General features: G+C 52.9%; 18 protein-coding genes. 17 read left to right on the top strand and 1 reads right to left on the bottom strand.

Annotation, left to right across the window (positions count from 1 at the left end):
- The first annotated feature begins 72 nt into the window (after positions 1-72).
- Both ACESSO_RS15180 and ACESSO_RS15175 read left to right on the top strand, forming a co-directional pair.
- Entirely contained in the window at positions 73-870 is a 798-nt protein-coding gene (locus ACESSO_RS15180; protein ID WP_373166387.1) for an RNA-binding protein, read from the top strand.
- A 72-nt stretch (positions 871-942) separates the two neighbouring features.
- Entirely contained in the window at positions 943-3,030 is a 2,088-nt protein-coding gene (locus tag ACESSO_RS15175; RefSeq protein WP_373166386.1) for an S-layer homology domain-containing protein, read from the top strand.
- Between the two features lie 51 nt (positions 3,031-3,081).
- Here ACESSO_RS15175 and ACESSO_RS15170 read toward each other — a convergent pair whose 3' ends face one another.
- Positions 3,082-4,392, bottom strand: coding sequence for an alpha-amylase family glycosyl hydrolase (locus tag ACESSO_RS15170; protein ID WP_373166385.1), 1,311 nt, complete (start codon positions 4,390-4,392; stop codon positions 3,082-3,084).
- 210 nt (positions 4,393-4,602) lie between these two features.
- Here ACESSO_RS15170 and rplS point away from each other — a divergent pair, with 210 nt between their 5' ends.
- The 15 genes from rplS (at position 4,603) to ACESSO_RS15095 (ending at position 18,245) form a co-directional block, all read left to right on the top strand.
- A complete protein-coding gene (gene rplS, locus ACESSO_RS15165; protein ID WP_125116150.1) occupies positions 4,603-4,944 on the top strand; it encodes a 50S ribosomal protein L19 in 342 nt (113 codons plus the stop codon).
- Positions 4,945-5,076: 132 nt separating this feature from the next.
- Positions 5,077-5,652 carry a signal peptidase I gene (gene lepB / locus ACESSO_RS15160; protein WP_373166384.1) on the top strand — a complete coding sequence of 192 codons (576 nt, stop codon included), beginning with the start codon at positions 5,077-5,079 and terminating at the stop codon, positions 5,650-5,652.
- A 4-nt stretch (positions 5,653-5,656) separates the two neighbouring features.
- Entirely contained in the window at positions 5,657-6,523 is an 867-nt protein-coding gene (gene ylqF, locus ACESSO_RS15155) for a ribosome biogenesis GTPase YlqF (RefSeq protein WP_373166383.1), read from the top strand.
- Positions 6,520-7,137 (top strand): ribonuclease HII, encoded by a 618-nt coding sequence (locus ACESSO_RS15150; RefSeq protein ID WP_373166382.1) that lies wholly within the window; start codon positions 6,520-6,522, stop codon positions 7,135-7,137. Before ylqF ends, ACESSO_RS15150 begins: the two co-directional genes overlap by 4 nt.
- Positions 7,134-7,484 carry a YraN family protein gene (locus ACESSO_RS15145; protein WP_373166381.1) on the top strand — a complete coding sequence of 117 codons (351 nt, stop codon included), beginning with the start codon at positions 7,134-7,136 and terminating at the stop codon, positions 7,482-7,484. The genes ACESSO_RS15150 and ACESSO_RS15145 overlap by 4 nt, the downstream gene beginning before the upstream one ends.
- Before the next feature lie 2 nt (positions 7,485-7,486).
- Positions 7,487-8,455 carry a dipeptidase gene (locus ACESSO_RS15140; RefSeq protein WP_373166380.1) on the top strand — a complete coding sequence of 323 codons (969 nt, stop codon included), beginning with the start codon at positions 7,487-7,489 and terminating at the stop codon, positions 8,453-8,455.
- A gap of 33 nt (positions 8,456-8,488) precedes the next feature.
- Positions 8,489-9,982, top strand: coding sequence for a threonine synthase (thrC, locus tag ACESSO_RS15135; RefSeq protein ID WP_373166379.1), 1,494 nt, complete (start codon positions 8,489-8,491; stop codon positions 9,980-9,982).
- 2 nt (positions 9,983-9,984) lie between these two features.
- The gene (locus ACESSO_RS15130) at positions 9,985-10,686 is read left to right on the top strand and encodes a metallophosphoesterase (RefSeq protein ID WP_373166378.1); all 702 of its coding nucleotides are present in this window, start codon (positions 9,985-9,987) and stop codon (positions 10,684-10,686) included.
- A gap of 81 nt (positions 10,687-10,767) precedes the next feature.
- The gene (gene tig / locus ACESSO_RS15125) at positions 10,768-12,102 is read left to right on the top strand and encodes a trigger factor (RefSeq protein WP_373166377.1); all 1,335 of its coding nucleotides are present in this window, start codon (positions 10,768-10,770) and stop codon (positions 12,100-12,102) included.
- A gap of 223 nt (positions 12,103-12,325) precedes the next feature.
- Complete coding sequence (gene clpP / locus ACESSO_RS15120) at positions 12,326-12,907, top strand: ATP-dependent Clp endopeptidase proteolytic subunit ClpP (RefSeq protein WP_054327555.1); 582 nt, start codon at positions 12,326-12,328, stop codon at positions 12,905-12,907.
- Positions 12,908-12,930: 23 nt separating this feature from the next.
- Positions 12,931-14,247 carry an ATP-dependent Clp protease ATP-binding subunit ClpX gene (gene clpX / locus ACESSO_RS15115; protein WP_373166376.1) on the top strand — a complete coding sequence of 439 codons (1,317 nt, stop codon included), beginning with the start codon at positions 12,931-12,933 and terminating at the stop codon, positions 14,245-14,247.
- 138 nt (positions 14,248-14,385) lie between these two features.
- Positions 14,386-16,803, top strand: coding sequence for an endopeptidase La (gene lon / locus ACESSO_RS15110; RefSeq protein ID WP_373166375.1), 2,418 nt, complete (start codon positions 14,386-14,388; stop codon positions 16,801-16,803).
- On the top strand, positions 16,800-17,420 hold the full coding sequence (gene yihA / locus ACESSO_RS15105; protein WP_373166374.1) for a ribosome biogenesis GTP-binding protein YihA/YsxC: 621 nt from the start codon (positions 16,800-16,802) through the stop codon (positions 17,418-17,420). The genes lon and yihA overlap by 4 nt, the downstream gene beginning before the upstream one ends.
- A 20-nt stretch (positions 17,421-17,440) precedes the next feature.
- Entirely contained in the window at positions 17,441-17,812 is a 372-nt protein-coding gene (locus tag ACESSO_RS15100; RefSeq protein ID WP_373166373.1) for a hypothetical protein, read from the top strand.
- A 106-nt stretch (positions 17,813-17,918) separates the two neighbouring features.
- Positions 17,919-18,245, top strand: a complete 327-nt coding sequence (locus tag ACESSO_RS15095) for an SCP2 sterol-binding domain-containing protein (protein WP_373166372.1) — start codon at positions 17,919-17,921, stop codon at positions 18,243-18,245.
- The last annotated feature ends 344 nt before the right edge of the window (positions 18,246-18,589 follow it).

Raw genomic sequence — 18,589 nt, 5'->3', positions numbered from 1 at the left:
TATTGTAAACGAAAGTGAGAAATAGTACAATAGCTTTGGAAAAAACTGCGGCTATAAGCGGAGGAAAAACGGTTGAAAAGTAGAAATGATATTTTAAATGCGCTGGGTGGAACGGGAGAAGAGCGGTTGCTTCTGGCCGGTCTGCTGGACAAGGAGCAGACCTGTGAGACGCGCGGCTATCTGACGCACACTAAGTTCCTCAGTATGAATGAGCGAGCACTGTGCACGGAGGCGGTGCGTCTTTGCGGTGCGACGGGTCACGCGCTGTTCTGGGGCGGATACGAGGATGCCGAACGCGGCATTTATCTGTTTTACCCGGATTATCTGGATGCGGAAAGTGCAAAACAGGCTGCTCCGCTGGCGCTGCTGCGCGCACATAAACGAAAAGAGGATACGCTCACCCATCGCGATTATCTGGGGGCGCTGATGGGGCTGCAAATCGACCGCGCGGTCGTGGGCGATATTCTGGTGCACGAGGAAGGGGCGGATATTCTTGTGCTGGAGGATATGGCGGAGTTTATTTTGCTGCACTTTGCCAAGGCGGGGCGCAAGCAGATTTCACTTACGCGCGAGCCGCTAGAAACGCTGAAATGCAAACCGGCGCAAGAAATACAGGGCAGCGGGTCGGTAGCTTCGCCGCGGCTGGACAGTGTGGCGGCGCTGGTGTTCGGCATGTCGCGCAAAAGCGCGCAGGAGCGCATTGAAAAAGGGCTGGTTTATGTCAATCATGCGCCTTGCTTGAAACCGGAACGGCTGATAGGCGAGGGGGATAAGCTCACGGTGCGCGGTATGGGCCGGGCCCGCATCGTCGCATTCGGAGGCACAAGCAGAAAAGGACGTCTGTTTTTGCAATTTGTCAAAAACATATGAAAAGAATGGTGGTTGTCAAGTTGAATTGGGTATGGTATACTATTGACAGCATCAATAAGGGGTTGTATGGATATGAAAAAACGGTTGTTATCCGCTTTGCTGTGTATGGTTATGCTGACGGCAATGCTTCCGTTTGCCTCAGCTGCATCTGATTTGGACGGGCACTGGGCAAAAACCTACATTGAATATCTGGATCGGGAAGGTGTCATCAATCCGAGCGCAACAACGGGGAAATATGAACCGAATCGTGATATGACGCGTGCGGAATTTATGCGATATATCAATCGTGCATTTCATTTTACGGAAACGGCGGCCATCTCTTATACCGATGTACCGAGAAACGCGTGGTATTACGACACGGTACAAATTGCTAAAAAATACGGATATATCAATGGCGTAGGAGATAACAAGATGGACCCTGAGGGCAAGGTGACGCGCGAACAGGCTGCGGTTATTGTCGGCCGCCTGTTCAAAGCAGATCCGGGTAATGTTTCGCCCTCTGACCTGCCGTTTACCGACCGCGACCAGATATCCGGATGGAGCGCGGGATATATCAAGGCAGCGGCCGATAAAGGTTTTCTGGCGGGATATTCGGACGGTTCGTTCCAGCCCAATCATGTGGTAACGCGCGGTGAGGTTGCAAAAATCCTGTACTATTACATGGGAACTTCGTTATCTGTTGCGGGCAAAGCGTATACAGGGGCTGATTTGAAAACCGATACTGCGAATGTTACCATTTCGGAAAGCTGTTCACTGTCCGATGCTACGATTCAGGGCGATTTGTACATCACGGAGGGACTGGGTTCTGATGCAGTCACCCTGAGTAATGTGACGGTCAAGGGTTCCGTTATCGTGTCCGGCGGTACGGTTACAATGATGAATACGTCGAGCGATCACATGATTGTTTCGTCACCGATGGGGCGCCTGCTGCAGGTTACTGCAACGGGCGCTACTCGCATCGGGAAGACGGAGGTGCAGTCGGCAGCAACGTTGTATGAAAAATCCCTGACCTCGGCAGAAGACAATGGCTTTTCAGGGGTTGAGGTGAACGGTGAGGGGCGAGTCTCTCTGACGCTTGATGCGAATGTCGAAGATCTTACGCTCACAGGGGAGTCCACGGTCAGCACCACGGCGGGTACAAAGATTTACCAGATGACGGTAGAACAGCCGAGCTCTGTGACCGGCTATGGCTCGGTCTATCAGGCAAATATTCAAGTGGATGGCGTGAGTTTTGCCAGCAGTGTCTCTGTATCCGGATATGCCATAGAAAAAGGTGTGTCGGCAACCATCGGCGGGAAAACAATGAGTGGTATCAGTACGGCAGGGGTCGTGCCGAAAAGCATTGCGGTAGATTTGGCAAATCCGTCCGCATTGGGAACGGATGTAATGGTCAACGTGCCCAATAACGTGACGGTGTCCTCCGTTTTTTGCAATGGGGCAGGTCTGAATGAATCTTCGGATTACACGAAAACCTCTTCCGGTATTGCGATTTCGTCCTCGTATCTGACGTCGCTTGCAAAGGGAAACTATACGCTGTCGCTCACGCTATCAAATGGCCAGCGGGAGAGTATTTCGCTTTCCGTTACCAATTCGGAGGAAGCGGCATCGGTACAAGCGGTTACCTTTGACCGATATTATCGTGCAAGCGGCTTTCAGGATGTGCGTGTGAAGCTGTCGGGCGTCTTCTCTGAAAGTGATATTCTGGGTGTGGTTTTGGGATTTTCTGAAATTGATTACGAATTCGATAACGTGAATCGTTCTCTGGTGCTGCGTCGCGGTGTGCTGGCACAGCTGCGGACAGGTACCTATACGGTTTCGGCAGACCTGAAGAACGGCGGTATCAGTACATTTAATTTGACGGTTACAGACTCCACTCCATCCGGTATGTATGCCTATGTTGCGGAGTATGATACATATGCACCGACAGAGCCGAGCTTTACGCTGCCGCTGAGCAGTTTGACCGTGAGCAGTGTGACGACGGTCTGGAATGGCGCTGACACAGAGCTGGAAGCCGGCACGGATTATACGACCTCTTCCAATGCCTTGGCGCTGACAAAATCAGGGCTTGAGAAATTCCGCCGGGATGGCAGTATGGTGGAGTTTACGGTGACCATGAGTGACGATTCGGTTTATACACTGGTGATTGACTATATTAAATGATTGCATCAAAAAAGACGACGCCTGCAAGCGCCGTCTTTTTTATATCCTGTTTTATCGTTCGCATTTCCAGAAGAAAGCAGAATAGGCAGGCAGCTCGCTGCCGCCGCCGAAGTCATGCAGCTTGCCGGAAATCAGGTCAACCGCCTGCCCGCATTTCGCATCAAAATGTGCAACATACGGTGCTTCGTCAATATTGACCGCAATCAGCACACGCTCATCCTCAAAGATGCGCTCCCAGATGCATTGTTTGTTGGTCAGCACGACCTGCTTGAAATCGCCGTAACACAGCGCCTTGCTTTCGCGGTGCGCTTTGGCAAGTGCCGCAATCCAATCAGTCAGGTCGTTCCACAACGGTTTTTCAAACGAAGGACGCAGCGCGTCATCTCCCTGATGCTTTTCTCCTGTCGCGCCCCATTCGCTGCCGTAATACACACAGGGGATGCCGGGCATGCCGAATTGCAGCGCATAGACGAGCGGCAGGTGCTTGGGGTTTTGCAAAATGGATGCAATACGGGTAACATCATGGTTGTCAACGAAATCCAACAGATGCTTGCCGCGGTACAGTGTCCAGTTTTCCGGGCCAAACTGACGCAACAGGGAATGGGTGATTTCAAAAAGGTTCAAGCTGTTCATCGAAGAGTACAGGCCCTTGTAACACTCGTAGTTGGTGCAGGAGTGCAGCATCTGGTCGCCGACAAACTGGTTGTAATCCCCGTGCAGCAGCTCGCCCACCAGGAAAAAGTCGCGTCCCAAGCTGTCGCAGAACGCGCGCAGCTGACGGATGAAGTCCTTGTCCAGACAATAGGCAACATCCAGCCGCAGGCCGTCAATGTCGAATTCCTCTACCCACAGACGGATACAGTCGAAAATGTGCTGCACAACCGCAGGGTTTTTCAGATTGAGCTTGACCAGCTCGTAATGGCCCTCCCAGCCCTCGTACCAGAAGCCGTCGTTATAATTGGAGTTTCCGTCAAAGGAGATGTGGAACCAGTCCTTGTAAGGCGAGTCCCATTTCTTTTCCTGCACGTCGCGGAAGGCCCAGAAGCCGCGGCCGACGTGGTTAAACACACCGTCGAGCACAACCTTGATACCGTTTTCATGCAGCGTTTCGCAGACAGCGGCAAAGTCCTTATTTGTGCCGAGGCGGCAGTCGATTTTACGGAAATCACGGGTATCATAACCGTGGCTGTCAGATTCGAAGATCGGGGAGAAATAGACGGCGTTGCAGCCAAGTTTCGAAATATGATCGGCCCAGTCCGCTACCTTACTGATGCGCGGGACGGTGATGCCGTCGTTGACGCGCGGCGCATCGCAGAAACCGATCGGATAAATTTGGTAGAAAACACTTTCATAAGCCCACATGGTAATTGCTCCTTTACAAATAGAGTCACTACCAGTATACTATGATTTGCCAAAAAAACAAGCGAAAGTGAAAATATTGGTTTTTATGCGGAAAAAACACTTGCAAAGCGCAAGGGATTGTGGTATTATATTTCGGTAACACGGGCATTCCTCTGCTTATTTGTAGGGAAAATAGGGCAAGAATGTCTAAGACGAAAGGATGACAGAAAGATGGATCTGGTCAAAGTATTGTCCGAGCAGCAGCTGAAGAGCGATCTGCCGGAGCTCAAGATCGGTGATACCGTTAAGGTACACGCGAAGATTAAGGAAGGCAACCGCGAGCGTATTCAGATTTTCGAGGGCATCATCATTGCCAAGAAGCACGCCGGTGTAAACCAGACGGTTACCGTTCGCCGTATTTCCTATGGCGTAGGCGTTGAGAAGACGTTCCCGGTACACTCCCCGAACGTAGCAAAGTTCGAGGTTGTGCGCAGCGGTAAGGTTCGCCGCGCCAAGCTGTACTATCTGCGCGGCCGCGTAGGTAAGGCTGCTAAGGTTGCCGAGAAGGTTTAATTTTTACAACCGAACAACAAAAACGGGGAGCTGATGCTCCCCGTTTTTGCCTATTCCGCGTTTTTGGTCTTGCGCAGATGGAAATATGCCGCTATAATAAAATAGTATGCTTATCTTTTTGGAGGAATTATCATGGAGCAAGCACAGACCGAAGAGAAAAAGAAAGCCGAGGGGCGTTTTTCCAGCGAACTGTTCAGCTGGGGAGAATCCCTCATGGTTGTGCTGATATTTTTTGTTGTTGTATTCACGTTCTTTGTGCGTCTCATTGGTGTAGACGGTACATCCATGTATCCGACTTTGCAGGATCACAGTATCATGCTGGTCAGCAATCTGGGGTATACACCGGAAAAAGGGGATATTGTCATTCTGCGTAAGGAAGGCTTTTGGCACGACCAGCCGATCGTCAAGCGTGTGATTGCAACCGGCGGCGATACGGTGGACATTGATCCGGTGACAGGTGACGTACTTGTCAACGGTGAGGTACTCGATGAGCCGTATATTTTGGAGAAAATCAATACACTTGAGCGCATGGGCGATTTGACTTATCCGCAGACCGTGCCGGAGGGCTGCATCTATGTGCTGGGTGATAACCGCAACGGTTCAACCGACAGCCGGTGGTCCAGCCTTGGCATGGTGGATGAGCGCTATGTTCTGGGACATGTGCTCAGCGTAGTATTTCCGTTCAGTGATTTTGGATCGGTAGCGTGATAAGATGAATATTCAATGGTATCCCGGCCATATGACAAAAACCCGTCGTCAGATGGCGGAATATATTAAGCAAGTAGATGCAGTGTGCGAGGTTGTAGACGCGCGCATCCCACAGGTGTCCCGCAATCCGGATATGGACGACATCGCCGCGGGAAAGCCGCGTCTGATGATTCTCAACCGGATTGATTTGGCAGACCCTTCGAAAACCGCCGTGTGGGCAAAGCATTTCCGCTCGCAGGGTATGGCGGTCATCGAAACCGACAGTCGCAAGGGGCAGGGAACGCAGGCGTTTGCAAACGCGGTGCGTACGCTGCTCGCGGATAAGATTGCCGGGTGGAATGAAAAAGGTCTGGTCGGTAAAGCGGTGCGCGTCATGGTCGTGGGTATCCCTAATGTGGGTAAATCGACCTTTATCAACCGTATTCTCGGCCGCAAGTCCGCCAAGGCGGCGGATAAGCCGGGTGTGACACGCGGCAGCCAGTGGTTCCGTGTGGAGAGCGGTATCGACCTGCTCGACACACCGGGCATCCTGTGGCCTAAGTTTGACGATGAGCGTGTCGGTATCCTGCTGGCATGCACGGGTGCGATTCGCGACGATATTCTGGATGTGGAGACGCTCGGCTGCAAGCTGATGGAGCTGCTTGCCGTACAGGCGCCGCAGGCGATAGCTGAGCGGTACGGTGTGACGCCGCCGGAGGAGAGCGATTTTCCGGGGTATGACATGCTGACGCAAGCCGGACAGCGGCGCGGTTTCCTGCTGCGCGGCGGTGAGATTGATACCGAGCGCATGGCGCGCATTCTGCTCGATGAGTTCCGCGGCGGTGTGCTGGGGCGCATCACGCTGGAAACGCCGGAGGATTATATGCAATGACGTGGGAATTTGAAGAGAAGGCGTGGAAGGCCGGCTATTCCGCAGTGTGTGGCGTCGACGAAGCCGGGCGCGGTCCGATTGCGGGTCCGGTGTGCGCGGCAGCGGTGATTCTGCCTGCCGGCATTGTCATTGAGGGCTTAAACGACTCCAAAAAGCTCAGCGAGAAAAAACGAGAGGCGCTGTTTGATGTAATTACTGAGAACGCAATTGCGTGGTCAGTATCGCTGGTCGATGAAAAGACAATCGACGAAATCAATATCCTGCAAGCGACGTATCGCGCCATGCAGCAGGCAGTCGAGGGGTTGCCGCAGCCGGCAGACTTTGTCTATGTGGACGGGAACCGCTCGGAGGGGTTGTCTTTGCCATATGAATGTGTCGTGTCCGGTGACGCATGCATTCCGAGTGTTGCCGCGGCCTCCATTGTCGCCAAAGTGACACGTGACCGGTTGATGCGTGATTTTGCCGCGCGTTATCCGGTTTACGGATTTGAAAAGCATAAAGGGTACGAGACACGCGCGCATGATGCGGCGCTGCTTGAACACGGTCCGTGTCCCATCCATCGGCGCACGTTTTTAAAGAAGTTTTACCAAAAACATCCCGAGGCGCCGCGATGAAGGGCGCATGGGGCGAGGATGCCGCACGTTCCTATCTGGAGCGCGAGGGCTACCGTACGGTGGAAACCAATTTTCGCACTCGCTTCGGAGAAATCGACATTATTGCGTCCCGCGGGGAATATATTGTGTTTGTCGAGGTCAAGACGCGCAAAAGCGACCGTTTCGCTGCGGCTCGCGAGGCTGTCACAGCTGCCAAGCAGCAGCGCATTACCGCTACAGCTGCGCTGTGGCTGCAGAAGCATCCGTCCCAGTTACAGCCACGTTTCGACGTGGTCGAGGTATACGGCGAGGAGGGAGCAACCGCCGCGCCGCGCATCTATCATCTGGAGAATGCGTTTGGAGGGTGAGAATGAAGCTGTTTGATCTGCACTGCGACACCCTGTATGAATGCTGTGAGACAGGCAAGCGCTTGCGGGAAAACGACCTGCATGTGAATTTTGCTGCGACGCAGCGCTATACACATTATGCGCAGTTTTTTGCTTTGTTCTGCGGCGCGCGTGCGCCGAGCGAAGCGCAGGCGTGTGGGCGGGATTGTCTGCTGGACACGCCGACGGACGAACGGCTGCGCCGCATGCTGCAAACGGCGGCACGCGAGTTTGCCGACAACGCCGACTGGCTGATGTTCTGCCGCTCAGCAGCGGATTTACAGGCGGCGTCAGACGCGGGCAAAGCGGCGGCGTTTCTGTCTATCGAGGGTGCAGAACTGCTGCCCGACCGGCCGGATGCGCTGGACGTCGCTTATGACGCGGGAGTGCGTTTGCTGACCCTCACGTGGAACTACCGCAGCCGCTTCGGGTGTTCGTCTGCGGTCAATCAGGAGGAAGGCTTAACGGATGACGGCGGGCAGTTGGTGCGGGACTGTGTTGATAAAGGCATCATCGTGGATGTGTCCCATTTGTCCGAGCGCGGGTTCTGGGATGTATGCGAGATAATAGACGGTCCGTTCGTCGCGTCGCACAGCGACAGCCGCGCACTGTGCCGCCATGCGCGCAACCTGACGGATGCGCAGTTTGCTGAGATAGTACGGCGAGGCGGTCTGGTGGGCATCAACCTGTATGCGCCGTTTCTGGTGCGGCAGGGCGGTGCGGTGCTGGATGATGTCATCGAGCATATTGAACACTTTCTCGGCATGAGCGGGGAGAAATGCATTGCGCTCGGCTGTGATTTTGACGGCTGTGACGAGCTTCCCGCAGGAATGGACGGTCTCAAGGACCTGTATCAGCTTGCCGACCGCATGCTTGCACGGGGCTATCGGCAAACGGTGGTCGACGATTTGTTTTATAACAATGCATATGCGTTTATACAAAAAATGCTGTAATATACCCATCAAAAACGGCGGAGGTTTGAATCAATGGAATATGTAAGCACAAGAGATAAGACGCGCAAGGTCTCCGCGGCCTACGCGATTGCAAACGGCATTGCGCCGGACGGCGGTCTGTACTGTCCGACGGAGTTCCCCGCGCTGACAGCGGAGGACTGGCACGCGCTGGCCAATCTGGATTACAAGGGCCGTTCGGCGCGCATTCTCGGCAAGTTCCTGACCGATTTTTCGGGCGAGGAGCTGGCACAGTATGCGGCAAAGGCTTATGCGGACAACAAATTCGGCGGCAAGGATACCGCGCCGGTGGTGACGCTGGCAGACGGCAAATATATGCTGGAGCTGTGGCATGGCCCGACCTGTGCGTTCAAGGATATGGCGCTGCAGATGCTGCCGCACCTGTTGACCGCTTCGCTGCGCAAGACCGGCGAGACGCGCACGGCCTGCATTCTGGTTGCGACTTCGGGCGATACCGGCAAGGCTGCACTCGATGGCTTCCACGACGTGGAAGGCACCAAAATTATGGTGTATTATCCGGTCGACGGTGTTTCACCCATGCAGAAGCTGCAAATGGTGACACAGGAGGGTGCAAACGTTGAGGTCGTTGCCATCCGCGGCAACTTTGACGACGCACAGAGCGCGGTCAAGCGTATCTTTACGGATGAGGAGACGCGTGCAAAGCTCGACCGTGAGGGCATGATGCTTTCCTCGGCAAACTCGATAAACTGGGGCCGTCTTGCGCCGCAGATTGCTTATTACATTTCGGCCTACTGCGATATGGTGAAATCCGGTGCGGTTAAGATGGGCGAGAAAATTAACGTGTGTGTGCCGACCGGTAATTTCGGCAATATTCTTGCGGCATACATTGCAAAGCACATGGGTCTGCCGGTGAATAAGTTTATTTGTGCGTCCAACCGCAACAATGTGCTGACCGACTTTTTTAAGAAAAACGGCGTATATGACAAAAACCGCGATTTCTATACCACTGCGTCGCCCTCGATGGATATTTTGATTTCGTCCAATCTGGAGCGTTTGCTGTTCTTTGCGTCCGACTTTGATGATAAGCTTGTTGCGGAGCTGATGCAGCGCCTGTCCACGGACGGCAGCTATCAGGCGCCGGAAGCGGTATTTGCGAAGATTGCCGCGGACTTCGATGCGGGTTGCTGCGACGATGAGCAGACCGCGGAGACGATTCGTGCGCTGTGGGAGCGTGAGCATTATCTGGCTGATACGCATACGGCGGTTGCGGTGCGTGTTTATGAGGACTATCGTGCGCGTACGTGCGACCAGACGCCGACCGTCATTGCGTCTACGGCCTCGCCGTTTAAGTTCTGCCGTTCGGTCATTGAAGCGCTGGGCGGTACGCTCGAAAAGGATGACGTGTCCCAGCTTGCCGTTCTGACTGAGTTGACCGGGGTTGCTGCGCCTGCACCGCTTGCTGCGCTGGCAGACAAGCAGCCGCGCTTTGACCGCGTAGTGGACAAGACGGAAATCCTGTCCACGGTCGACCTGCTCAAGGATCTGTAAGCATGGCGCTGTATACGCTGGCCGACCTGCATTTGGCGACGGGCGTGCAAAAGCCGATGGACATTTTCGGCGGACGATGGCAGGGATATACGGACAAAATCATCAAAAACTGGAATGCACTCATCGCGCCGGAGGATACCGTCGTGCTGGGCGGAGATATCTCGTGGGGCATCAGCCTTGCTGAAGCACAGGGGGATTTTGCGCTGCTGGAGTCGCTGCCCGGACGCAAACTCATCCTCAAAGGAAATCACGACCTCTGGTGGGAAACGGCAAAAAAGATGCACCGCTTTTTAGAGGAAAATGGGTTTTCTACGATTGATTTTCTGCATAATAATTGCTTTTTCTATGAAAAGACTGCATTGTGCGGTACACGCGGATGGCCCTTCGAGGAAGATTTTTCCGACCCCCATAATGAAAAGATATTTCGGCGCGAATTATTGCGTTTGGAAGCGTCTCTCAAATTGGGGGCCGCGCAGCAGCCTGAGGAAATCATCTGCTTTCTGCATTATCCGCCTCTGTACGCGAATTTTCGGTGCGGTCCGATGATTGAATTGATGCAGAAATACGGCGTTTCCCGCTGTATTTACGGCCATTTGCACTCGGAAAGCCTGCGCTGGGCGGTCGAGGGGATGCATGACGGAATCGAGTGGCGACTGGTTTCGGGCGATCATGTGGATTTTACCCCGGTTTTTTTGAAAAAGTAGAAAAAAGTATGGAAATCTACAGAATAATCTGGTAGAATGATTTAGATACAATAGAAGTATTGAAGTAAGGAGTTTGGCAACATGGAACTGAAAAACACGGAAAAGCAGGAGCACAGCGTCGTTGCGCTGACCATCGAAATCACCAAGGCGGAGTTTGAGGCTGCCAAGGACAAGGCGTTTAAGAAGACCGGCAAGAATATCACAGTTCCGGGCTTCCGCAAGGGCAAGGCGCCCCGCAAGATGATCGAAAAGCTGTATGGCGAAGGCGTGTTCTTTGAAGAGGCTTTCAATATCATATATCCCGAAGCTATGGAAATGGCTGTTGAGAAGTCCGGCATCAAGCCGGTTGGCCGTGCGGATGTCGATCTGGGCGACCCGGCGGAAGAGGGCGGCCTGACCATCATCGCCAAGGTACCGGTTGAGCCGGAGGTTGAACTGGGCGAGTACAAGGGCATTGAGGTTGAGAAGGAAACCGTCAAGGTTCTGGCTGCGGACGTGAAGGCTGAGCTGAACCGTCTGGCGCAGCGCAATGCACGCACCGAGACCGTTGACCGCAAGGCAAAGAAGAACGATACCGTTGATATCGACTTCGAGGGCTTTGTAGATGGCGTTGCCTTTGAGGGCGGCAAGGCGGAGCATCATGCGCTGACTTTGGGTTCGGGTTCGTTCATTCCGGGCTTTGAGGATCAGCTGATTGGCTGCAAGGCGGGCGACGAGAAGGACGTTACTGTTACCTTCCCGGAGGACTACCACGCTAAGGAGCTGGCCGGTAAGGAAGCCGTGTTTAAGTGCAAGGTACACAAGGTAGAGGAAAACATTCTGCCGGAGCTGGACGACGAGTTCGCAAAGGACGTTTCCGAGACCTGCGAGACGCTGGATGACCTGAAGAAGGAGATTTCCGATCGGCTGAAGAAGGAGCGTCAGGAAGCGGCAGACCATGCCTTTGAGGAAAAGGTGCTCGACGCTGTAATCGAGAACCTGAAGGCGGATATTCCGCAGGCTATGATCGAGGGTCAAATCGACTCCATCGTTCAGGATTTCCGCTATCGTGTGCAGATGCAGGGCATGACGCTGGAGCAGTACCTGACCATGACCGGTACTGAGATGGGTGCATTCCGCGCAATGTTTCAGGCGCAGGCGGAGCGTCAGGTGAAGATTCGTCTGGCACTCGAAAAGGTTGCAGAGTTGGAGTCCATCGCAGTTTCCGACAAGGAAATGGAAGAGGAATATGCTAAGATGGCGGAGCAGTATAAGATGGATGTGGAGAAGGTCAAGTCCATCGTATCTGCCGAGGCGCTGAGCGACGATTTGAAGATTTCCAACGCGCTGGAGTTCATCAAGAAGCATGCCAAGGCGAAGAAGGCATCTTCTAAGAAGAAGGCGGACGAAGAGGCAGCTGAAGAGACTGCGGAGTAATCCGTTTTCCGCGCGCATGCGCAGTAAAACAGAAACCGGCCGCTATGCGGCTGGTTTCATAAAAAGCGCGAGCGTTGCCCGCGCTTTTTATACAAAGGTCAAAGATGGTTTCTGTCTGTATGGGAATCTGATTTGGCTGCAATAGTCCTTCCGGCATTGCCGGTAAGGGCGTCGCTCGATGGAAACAGTGGTTTTCATCGAATTCTCGAAAGGAGTTTTCCAAGTGAGTTTAGTCCCAATGGTCATCGAACAGACCGGCCGCGGCGAGCGTTCGTTCGATATTTATTCCCGTCTGCTCAACGACCGCATTGTGATGCTGTGCGAGGAGGTCAACGATACGACCGCTTCGCTGGTTGTGGCGCAGCTTCTGTATCTGGAAGCACAGGACCCGGATAAGGATATTTCTCTGTATATCAACAGCCCGGGCGGTTCGGTTACGGCAGGTATGGCGATTTATGATACGATGAATTATATCAAGTGTGATGTATCGACCATCTGCATCGGTATGGCGGCATCTATGGGTGCGTTTTTGCTGTCCTCGGGCGCAAAGGGAAAGCGATATGCGCTGCCCAATGCGGAAATTATGATTCATCAGCCGTCCGCCGGTACGCAGGGACAGATTACCGATATGGCCATCCATCTCAAGCGTCTTGAGATTATCAAGAAGCGTATGAATAAAATTTTATCGGAAAACACCGGCAAGCCGATCGAGGTGGTCACTGCGGACTGCGAGCGTGATAACTTCATGTCCGCAGAGGAAGCAGTGGAATACGGCCTGATTGACAAGGTGTTCGATAAGCATTGATAAGTGTAGGGTAGAGGTGCCAAATGCCGAATTTTGATGATGATAAGACGCTGAAATGTTCGTTTTGCGGAAAACCGCAGGGACGTGTCCGCAAATTGATCGCAGGCCCCGGCGTATATATCTGCGATGAGTGCATCGGCGTATGCACCAGCATTCTGGAGGATGAACTGGATTTCGCACCGGAGGATCGTGCGGAGCAGACGGCGATTGAGCCGGAAAAACTGCCCACGCCGCAGGAACTCAAGGCGGTGCTGGATGAATATGTCATCGGACAGGAGCGTGCGAAGATTGCGCTTTCGGTTGCGGTGTACAATCACTATAAACGCATTTATCATCCGGAAACCGATGTGGAATTGCAGAAATCCAATATTCTGATGCTTGGTCCGTCCGGTTCGGGTAAGACGCTGCTGGCGCAGACACTGGCAAAGACGTTGCAGGTGCCTTTCGCAATTGCGGACGCCACTACGCTGACGGAAGCCGGCTATGTCGGTGAAGATGTGGAAAATATTCTGCTGCGCCTGATTCAGGCAGCCGACTTTGATGTTGAGCTGGCGGAGCATGGTATTATCTATGTCGATGAGATTGACAAGATTGCCCGCAAGAGCGAAAATCCCTCTATTACACGCGACGTATCGGGTGAGGGCGTGCAGCAGGCACTGCTCAAGATGCTGGAGGGTACGACGGCCAATGTGCCGCCGCAGGGCGGTCGCAAGCATCCGCATCAGGAATTTATCCAAATTGATACCACTAATATTCTGTTTATCTGCGGCGGTGCGTTCGACGGTATTGAAGGTATCATCCAGAAGCGAATCGGAAAACAGGGCATGGGCTTTGGCTCTGAGGTGAAGAGCCAGCAGGAGGATCAGACCGATCATCTGCTTGCCCAGATTGAGCCGCATGATCTGATGAAGTACGGGCTGATTCCTGAACTGATTGGCCGTCTGCCAGCTGTGGTTTCGCTGGATACGCTGGATGAAAAAGCCTTGGTCCGTATTTTGCAGGAGCCGAAAAACGCGCTGGTTAAACAGTATCAGACGTTGCTGGCCATGGACGGCGTGATGCTGGAGTTTGCACCGGATGCGCTCGAAGAGGTCGCAAAGACCGCTCTTGCCCGTAAAACGGGCGCACGTGGCCTTCGCGGTGTGCTGGAAAGTGTGATGACGGATATTATGTTCCGCATTCCGTCCGACACAAGTGTCAACCGTGTGGTTATCACACGGGAAACTGTGACGGGTGAAGGTGAGCCGCTCATTGAACATGGCGGGCGCGCAGCGCTTCCTTCCGAGGCTTCGTCCTCGAAAAAAGGAGAAAAACGCTCAAAACCAACAAAAAGCGCATAAAACAGCAAAAAAACGTGGGGGAACCGCTGGTTTCACCCGCGTTTTTTGTCTATTACTGTTTGTGGATGCTTTACAAACCGAGAAAAATATACTATACTGACTCTATCTAATTATTTTTCCGCGTGTGAGGAGAGAACTATGATAGTAACAACCGAGGCGGAGTTCAAGCGGCTGCCGGTGCTGCCGTTGCGCGGCCTAACCGCCTTTCCTAATATGATTATTCATTTCGACGTTGGGCGCCTGATGTCGATTCGTGCGCTGGAAGCGTCGATGAAAAGTGGACAGATGATTTTTCTAACGGCGCAGCGTGAACTGAAAACCGACGTGCCGTCACCGGGCGATTTATATCAAACCGGAACAATATGCATGGTGCGGCAGATTTTACGGTTGCCGGGCGATAATATTCGTGTGCTTGTCGAGGGTCGCACCCGCGCGCTGGCGCATCAGTTTACAGCGCCGGAAAAGAAGGATGACTGCATTTTTGCCGACGTTGAGGAGCTGAGTGATTACGTCATCGGTGTGACCGAACGGCGTGCACAGGCGCTTGTGCGTACGGCACAGGAGCGGTTTGCAGAGTATGCGCAGAATGCCGGCCGTATTTCGCAGGATGTGGAGATGACGGTTGCGGAGGGCGGCGAGCCGGGGTGGCTGGCGGATTATATCGCGCAGAACCTGTCGGTCGAAGTTGAAGCAAAGCAGGAGATTCTGGAGGAGCTGAATGTCACGCGCCGTCTGGCGATGGTGATTCGACTGCTGGGCGAGGAAACCGAAATTCTCAAGATTGAGAATGAAATTCAGGACGAACTGAAAACGCAGATTGACAAAAATCAGCGGGAATATTATCTGCGCGAACAAATCAAAGTGATTCAGAGCGAGCTGGGTGAGCAGGATACGGCCGCTGAGGCGGAGGCCTATCGGAAACGTGTGCTTGATCTGCATCTGCCGCAGGAGTGTGAGGACAAGCTCATCCATGAAGTGGACCGCTTCGCTAAACTGAGCGGTTCCAGCGCGGAGCAGGGTGTCGTGCGCACCTATCTGGATACCGTGCTGGAGCTGCCTTGGAATAAAAAGAGCGAGGAACGGTTGGACTTGGGCGAAGCGCAGGCAATTCTGGACCGTGACCACTACGGTTTAAAGAAGGTCAAGGAGCGCATTATGGAGTTTCTGGCGGTCAAGATGCTTGCGCCTGAGCTGCGGGGGCAGGTGCTTTGTCTGGTAGGTCCGCCGGGCGTGGGCAAGACTTCGATTGCTAAATCCATTGCGGAGGCAATGGGGCGTAACTATGCGCGCATGAGCTTGGGCGGCGTGCGGGATGAAGCGGATATTCGTGGCCATCGCAAGACCTATATCGGAGCGATGCCCGGGCGTATTATGGATGCGCTGCGTCGTGCGGGTACGTCCAATCCGTTGCTTTTGCTGGATGAAATTGATAAGATGGGCAACGATTTTCGGGGTGATCCCGCCGCGGCTATGCTGGAGGTATTGGATACCGAGCAGAATGTTGCATTCCGTGACCATTATGTCGAATTACCATTTGACCTGTCAGATGTGCTGTTCCTGACTACGGCAAATGATCTGTCCACTGTGCCGCGTCCGCTGCTGGACCGTATGGAGGTTATTGAACTGTCCTCATATACGGAGGAGGAGAAGCGGCAGATAGCGCTGCATCATCTGCTTCCCAAACAGATGGAAAAGCATGGGCTGCATAAGGGCCAGCTTGTGATTTCCGAGAAGATGCTGGGACTGGTCATTTCGCGGTACACGCGCGAAGCGGGTGTACGCCGTTTGGAACAGTTATTGGCGAAAATCTGCCGAAAGGCGGCCAAGCATATCACGGACGGCGGGCGGCGTTTGACGGTATCGGAGAAGAATTTGGAGGACCTGCTGGGTGTTGCACGATACAAGGACGATGTCGTGACCAAAAAGGACGAGGTAGGCATTGTCAACGGTCTTGCATGGACGAGTGTCGGCGGTGAAATGCTGGAGGTAGAAGTCGCTGTTGTTCCCGGCACGGGTAAGATTGAGGTGACCGGTAATCTGGGTACAGTGATGCAGGAAAGCGCTAAGGCGGCGGTGACGTTTGTTCGTTCACGTGCAAATGAGCTTTCCATTGACCCGATGTTCTATAAGGACAACGACCTGCATATCCATTTCCCGGAAGCGGCGGTGCCGAAAGACGGCCCCTCTGCAGGCGTGACCATCACAACGGCGCTGGTGTCTGCTTTGACCGAAGCACCGGTGCGTCACGACGTAGCGATGACCGGTGAGGTTACGCTGCGCGGACGTGTTCTGCCGATTGGCGGCTTGCGGGAAAAAACCATGGCCGCTTATCGCGCGGGTATCCGTACGGTCGTTATTCCGAAGGATAACGAGTCGGATTTGCAGGACATTGAACCGGTGGTGCGGGAGAAGCTGAAGTTTGTCACAGCTGCGCACATGGATACGGTGATGGAAACCGCAATCGATTTTACGCGCCGGCCGCGCAAAAGAAAGAAAACATCGCGTAATCCGGTGACGCGGCAGTCCGATACGACGGCAACGGCGGTGATGCAATGATGGATAAACAAAAACCGGCGCTTAATCTGCATAATGTAGATTTTTTGCGTTCAGCAGTCAAAGAGAGCGATTTTCCGAAGGATGCGCTGCCGCAGATTGTTTTCGCGGGAAAATCCAATGTCGGAAAGAGCTCGGTAATCAATAAGCTGCTCAATCGTAAAAACTTTGCCAGAGTCAGTGCGCAGCCCGGAAAAACGATACACATCAACTACTTTTTGATTGACCGGAAAATGTATCTGGTCGATTTGCCGGGCTATGGTTATGCGCGTGTATCCAAAGCTGAGCAGCAGCGCTGGGGCGCGTTGATGGAATCCTATTTTGCGATGGACCTGCTCACGCTGGGCGTGCAAATTGTGGATATCCGGCACAAACCGACACGGGACGATGTAACCATGGCGGAATGGTTTCGCGCATCCGAAAAGCCTTGGGTTGTGATTGCAAATAAGCTTGATAAAATCAAAAAAAGTCAGCTGGAGGGAAATCTGGCGGAGATTCGTCAGACACTTTTGCTGCCGGAGGAAGTGCCGGTTATTCCGTTTTCGGCCGAAAAGGGAAATGGCCGGGATGAAGTGCTAGCCCTCATGTTTGACCACGTTGGAAAGGGAGCGGTCGAGTGATGGATTTTTTGCGCCGTTTTATGGCGGGAAGATACGGAAGCGATCAACTGAATAATGCATTGCTTCTGCTTGGCTTGGTGCTGATTGTTGTGGAATGGATCAGCAGATGGAGATGGGTTAGCATCTTCGTTCTCGCACTGCTGATTTTGTGTTATTTCCGTATGTTCTCGCGCAATATTCAGGCTCGCTATGCGGAGAACCAGTGGTTTCTGCGGCGATGGGGGCCGGTTTCCAATCGGCTGCGCAATATGCTCGCGCGTTTTCGGGATAGAAAAACACATCGATATTTCAAGTGCCCGCAGTGTAAGCAGCGGCTGCGTGTGCCGCGCGGCAGAGGGAAAATCAATATCACTTGCCCGCATTGTCATCACCAGTTTATCCGAAAAAGCTGAAAAGTAATGGACTGTAGATTTTACCTGATAAAGTACTAGAAGATACTTGCTTTTTTTCAAAAAAAAAGTATAATAGAATTACAAATACGAGCAGGGGGCGATTCCAATGACCGTAGATCAGTTGATTGGTAAAATCTATAGCAAGCTTAGCAAAGCGGATATTGCTGGAACGCAGGGAAAAGTAGCGGTTCAGTTCAATCTGACCGGTAAAGTTACGGGCGTTTTTTACATCGAGATTCTCAATGGTGTGTTGTCTGTTATGCCCTATGAGTATATTGACCGTGACGCTTGCGTTTCCGGTAGCTTGACAAATATGGAAAAAATCCTCAATGGTAAGCTGATTCCTCAGGTTGCGCTTGCAGAAGGGAAAATTACAGTTGAGGGAAATGTAGATAAGGTTATGGTACTTGCCGAATTGATGAAACAGGCATAAGTGGAATCGACATAAGTGAAATGATATGCCGCCCGTTGGTAAAAACGGGCGGCATTGTTTTGTGTTCCGGTAAAAGAGACGCGCATAATTCTTGGTTAGCGCGTGTGTTTATGGGTGCATGAAAGCAGAGCATAGACCTACGATATGGTGTAGAATAAAAGCATCATGCAGTCCAACGCCGAGTTCATGTAAAACAGACGGGAGATTAAGCGGGCAACATATCAGCGGTTTGCAGTTCTACTGCAATGTCATGGAACATCTTGTTGCGAAAAAGCAAAAAAATAGTAAAAAGCTGTTGACAAAAGGCGCATGGGGTAGTATACTATTCAAGCTGCTTCGGTGAG

It is taken from the genome of Agathobaculum sp. Marseille-P7918, from assembly GCF_964248325.1.
GTDB lineage: Bacteria > Bacillota > Clostridia > Oscillospirales > Butyricicoccaceae > Agathobaculum.
Note: the sequence above shows the minus strand (reverse complement) of the source record. Positions and strands in the feature narration are given on the sequence as shown.

Coding starts and splice junctions, on each gene's coding strand:
- ACESSO_RS15100 (WP_373166373.1), top strand. CDS start 17,441: ATGGCGGGAAGATACGGAAGCGATCAACTGAATAATGCATTGCTTCTG.
- ylqF (WP_373166383.1), top strand. CDS start 5,657: ATGAATATTCAATGGTATCCCGGCCATATGACAAAAACCCGTCGTCAG.
- ACESSO_RS15175 (WP_373166386.1), top strand. CDS start 943: ATGAAAAAACGGTTGTTATCCGCTTTGCTGTGTATGGTTATGCTGACG.
- lon (WP_373166375.1), top strand. CDS start 14,386: ATGATAGTAACAACCGAGGCGGAGTTCAAGCGGCTGCCGGTGCTGCCG.
- ACESSO_RS15130 (WP_373166378.1), top strand. CDS start 9,985: ATGGCGCTGTATACGCTGGCCGACCTGCATTTGGCGACGGGCGTGCAA.
- ACESSO_RS15095 (WP_373166372.1), top strand. CDS start 17,919: ATGACCGTAGATCAGTTGATTGGTAAAATCTATAGCAAGCTTAGCAAA.
- tig (WP_373166377.1), top strand. CDS start 10,768: ATGGAACTGAAAAACACGGAAAAGCAGGAGCACAGCGTCGTTGCGCTG.
- rplS (WP_125116150.1), top strand. CDS start 4,603: ATGGATCTGGTCAAAGTATTGTCCGAGCAGCAGCTGAAGAGCGATCTG.
- ACESSO_RS15150 (WP_373166382.1), top strand. CDS start 6,520: ATGACGTGGGAATTTGAAGAGAAGGCGTGGAAGGCCGGCTATTCCGCA.
- thrC (WP_373166379.1), top strand. CDS start 8,489: ATGGAATATGTAAGCACAAGAGATAAGACGCGCAAGGTCTCCGCGGCC.
- ACESSO_RS15145 (WP_373166381.1), top strand. CDS start 7,134: ATGAAGGGCGCATGGGGCGAGGATGCCGCACGTTCCTATCTGGAGCGC.
- ACESSO_RS15170 (WP_373166385.1), bottom strand. CDS start 4,392: ATGTGGGCTTATGAAAGTGTTTTCTACCAAATTTATCCGATCGGTTTC.
- yihA (WP_373166374.1), top strand. CDS start 16,800: ATGATGGATAAACAAAAACCGGCGCTTAATCTGCATAATGTAGATTTT.
- clpX (WP_373166376.1), top strand. CDS start 12,931: ATGCCGAATTTTGATGATGATAAGACGCTGAAATGTTCGTTTTGCGGA.
- lepB (WP_373166384.1), top strand. CDS start 5,077: ATGGAGCAAGCACAGACCGAAGAGAAAAAGAAAGCCGAGGGGCGTTTT.
- ACESSO_RS15140 (WP_373166380.1), top strand. CDS start 7,487: ATGAAGCTGTTTGATCTGCACTGCGACACCCTGTATGAATGCTGTGAG.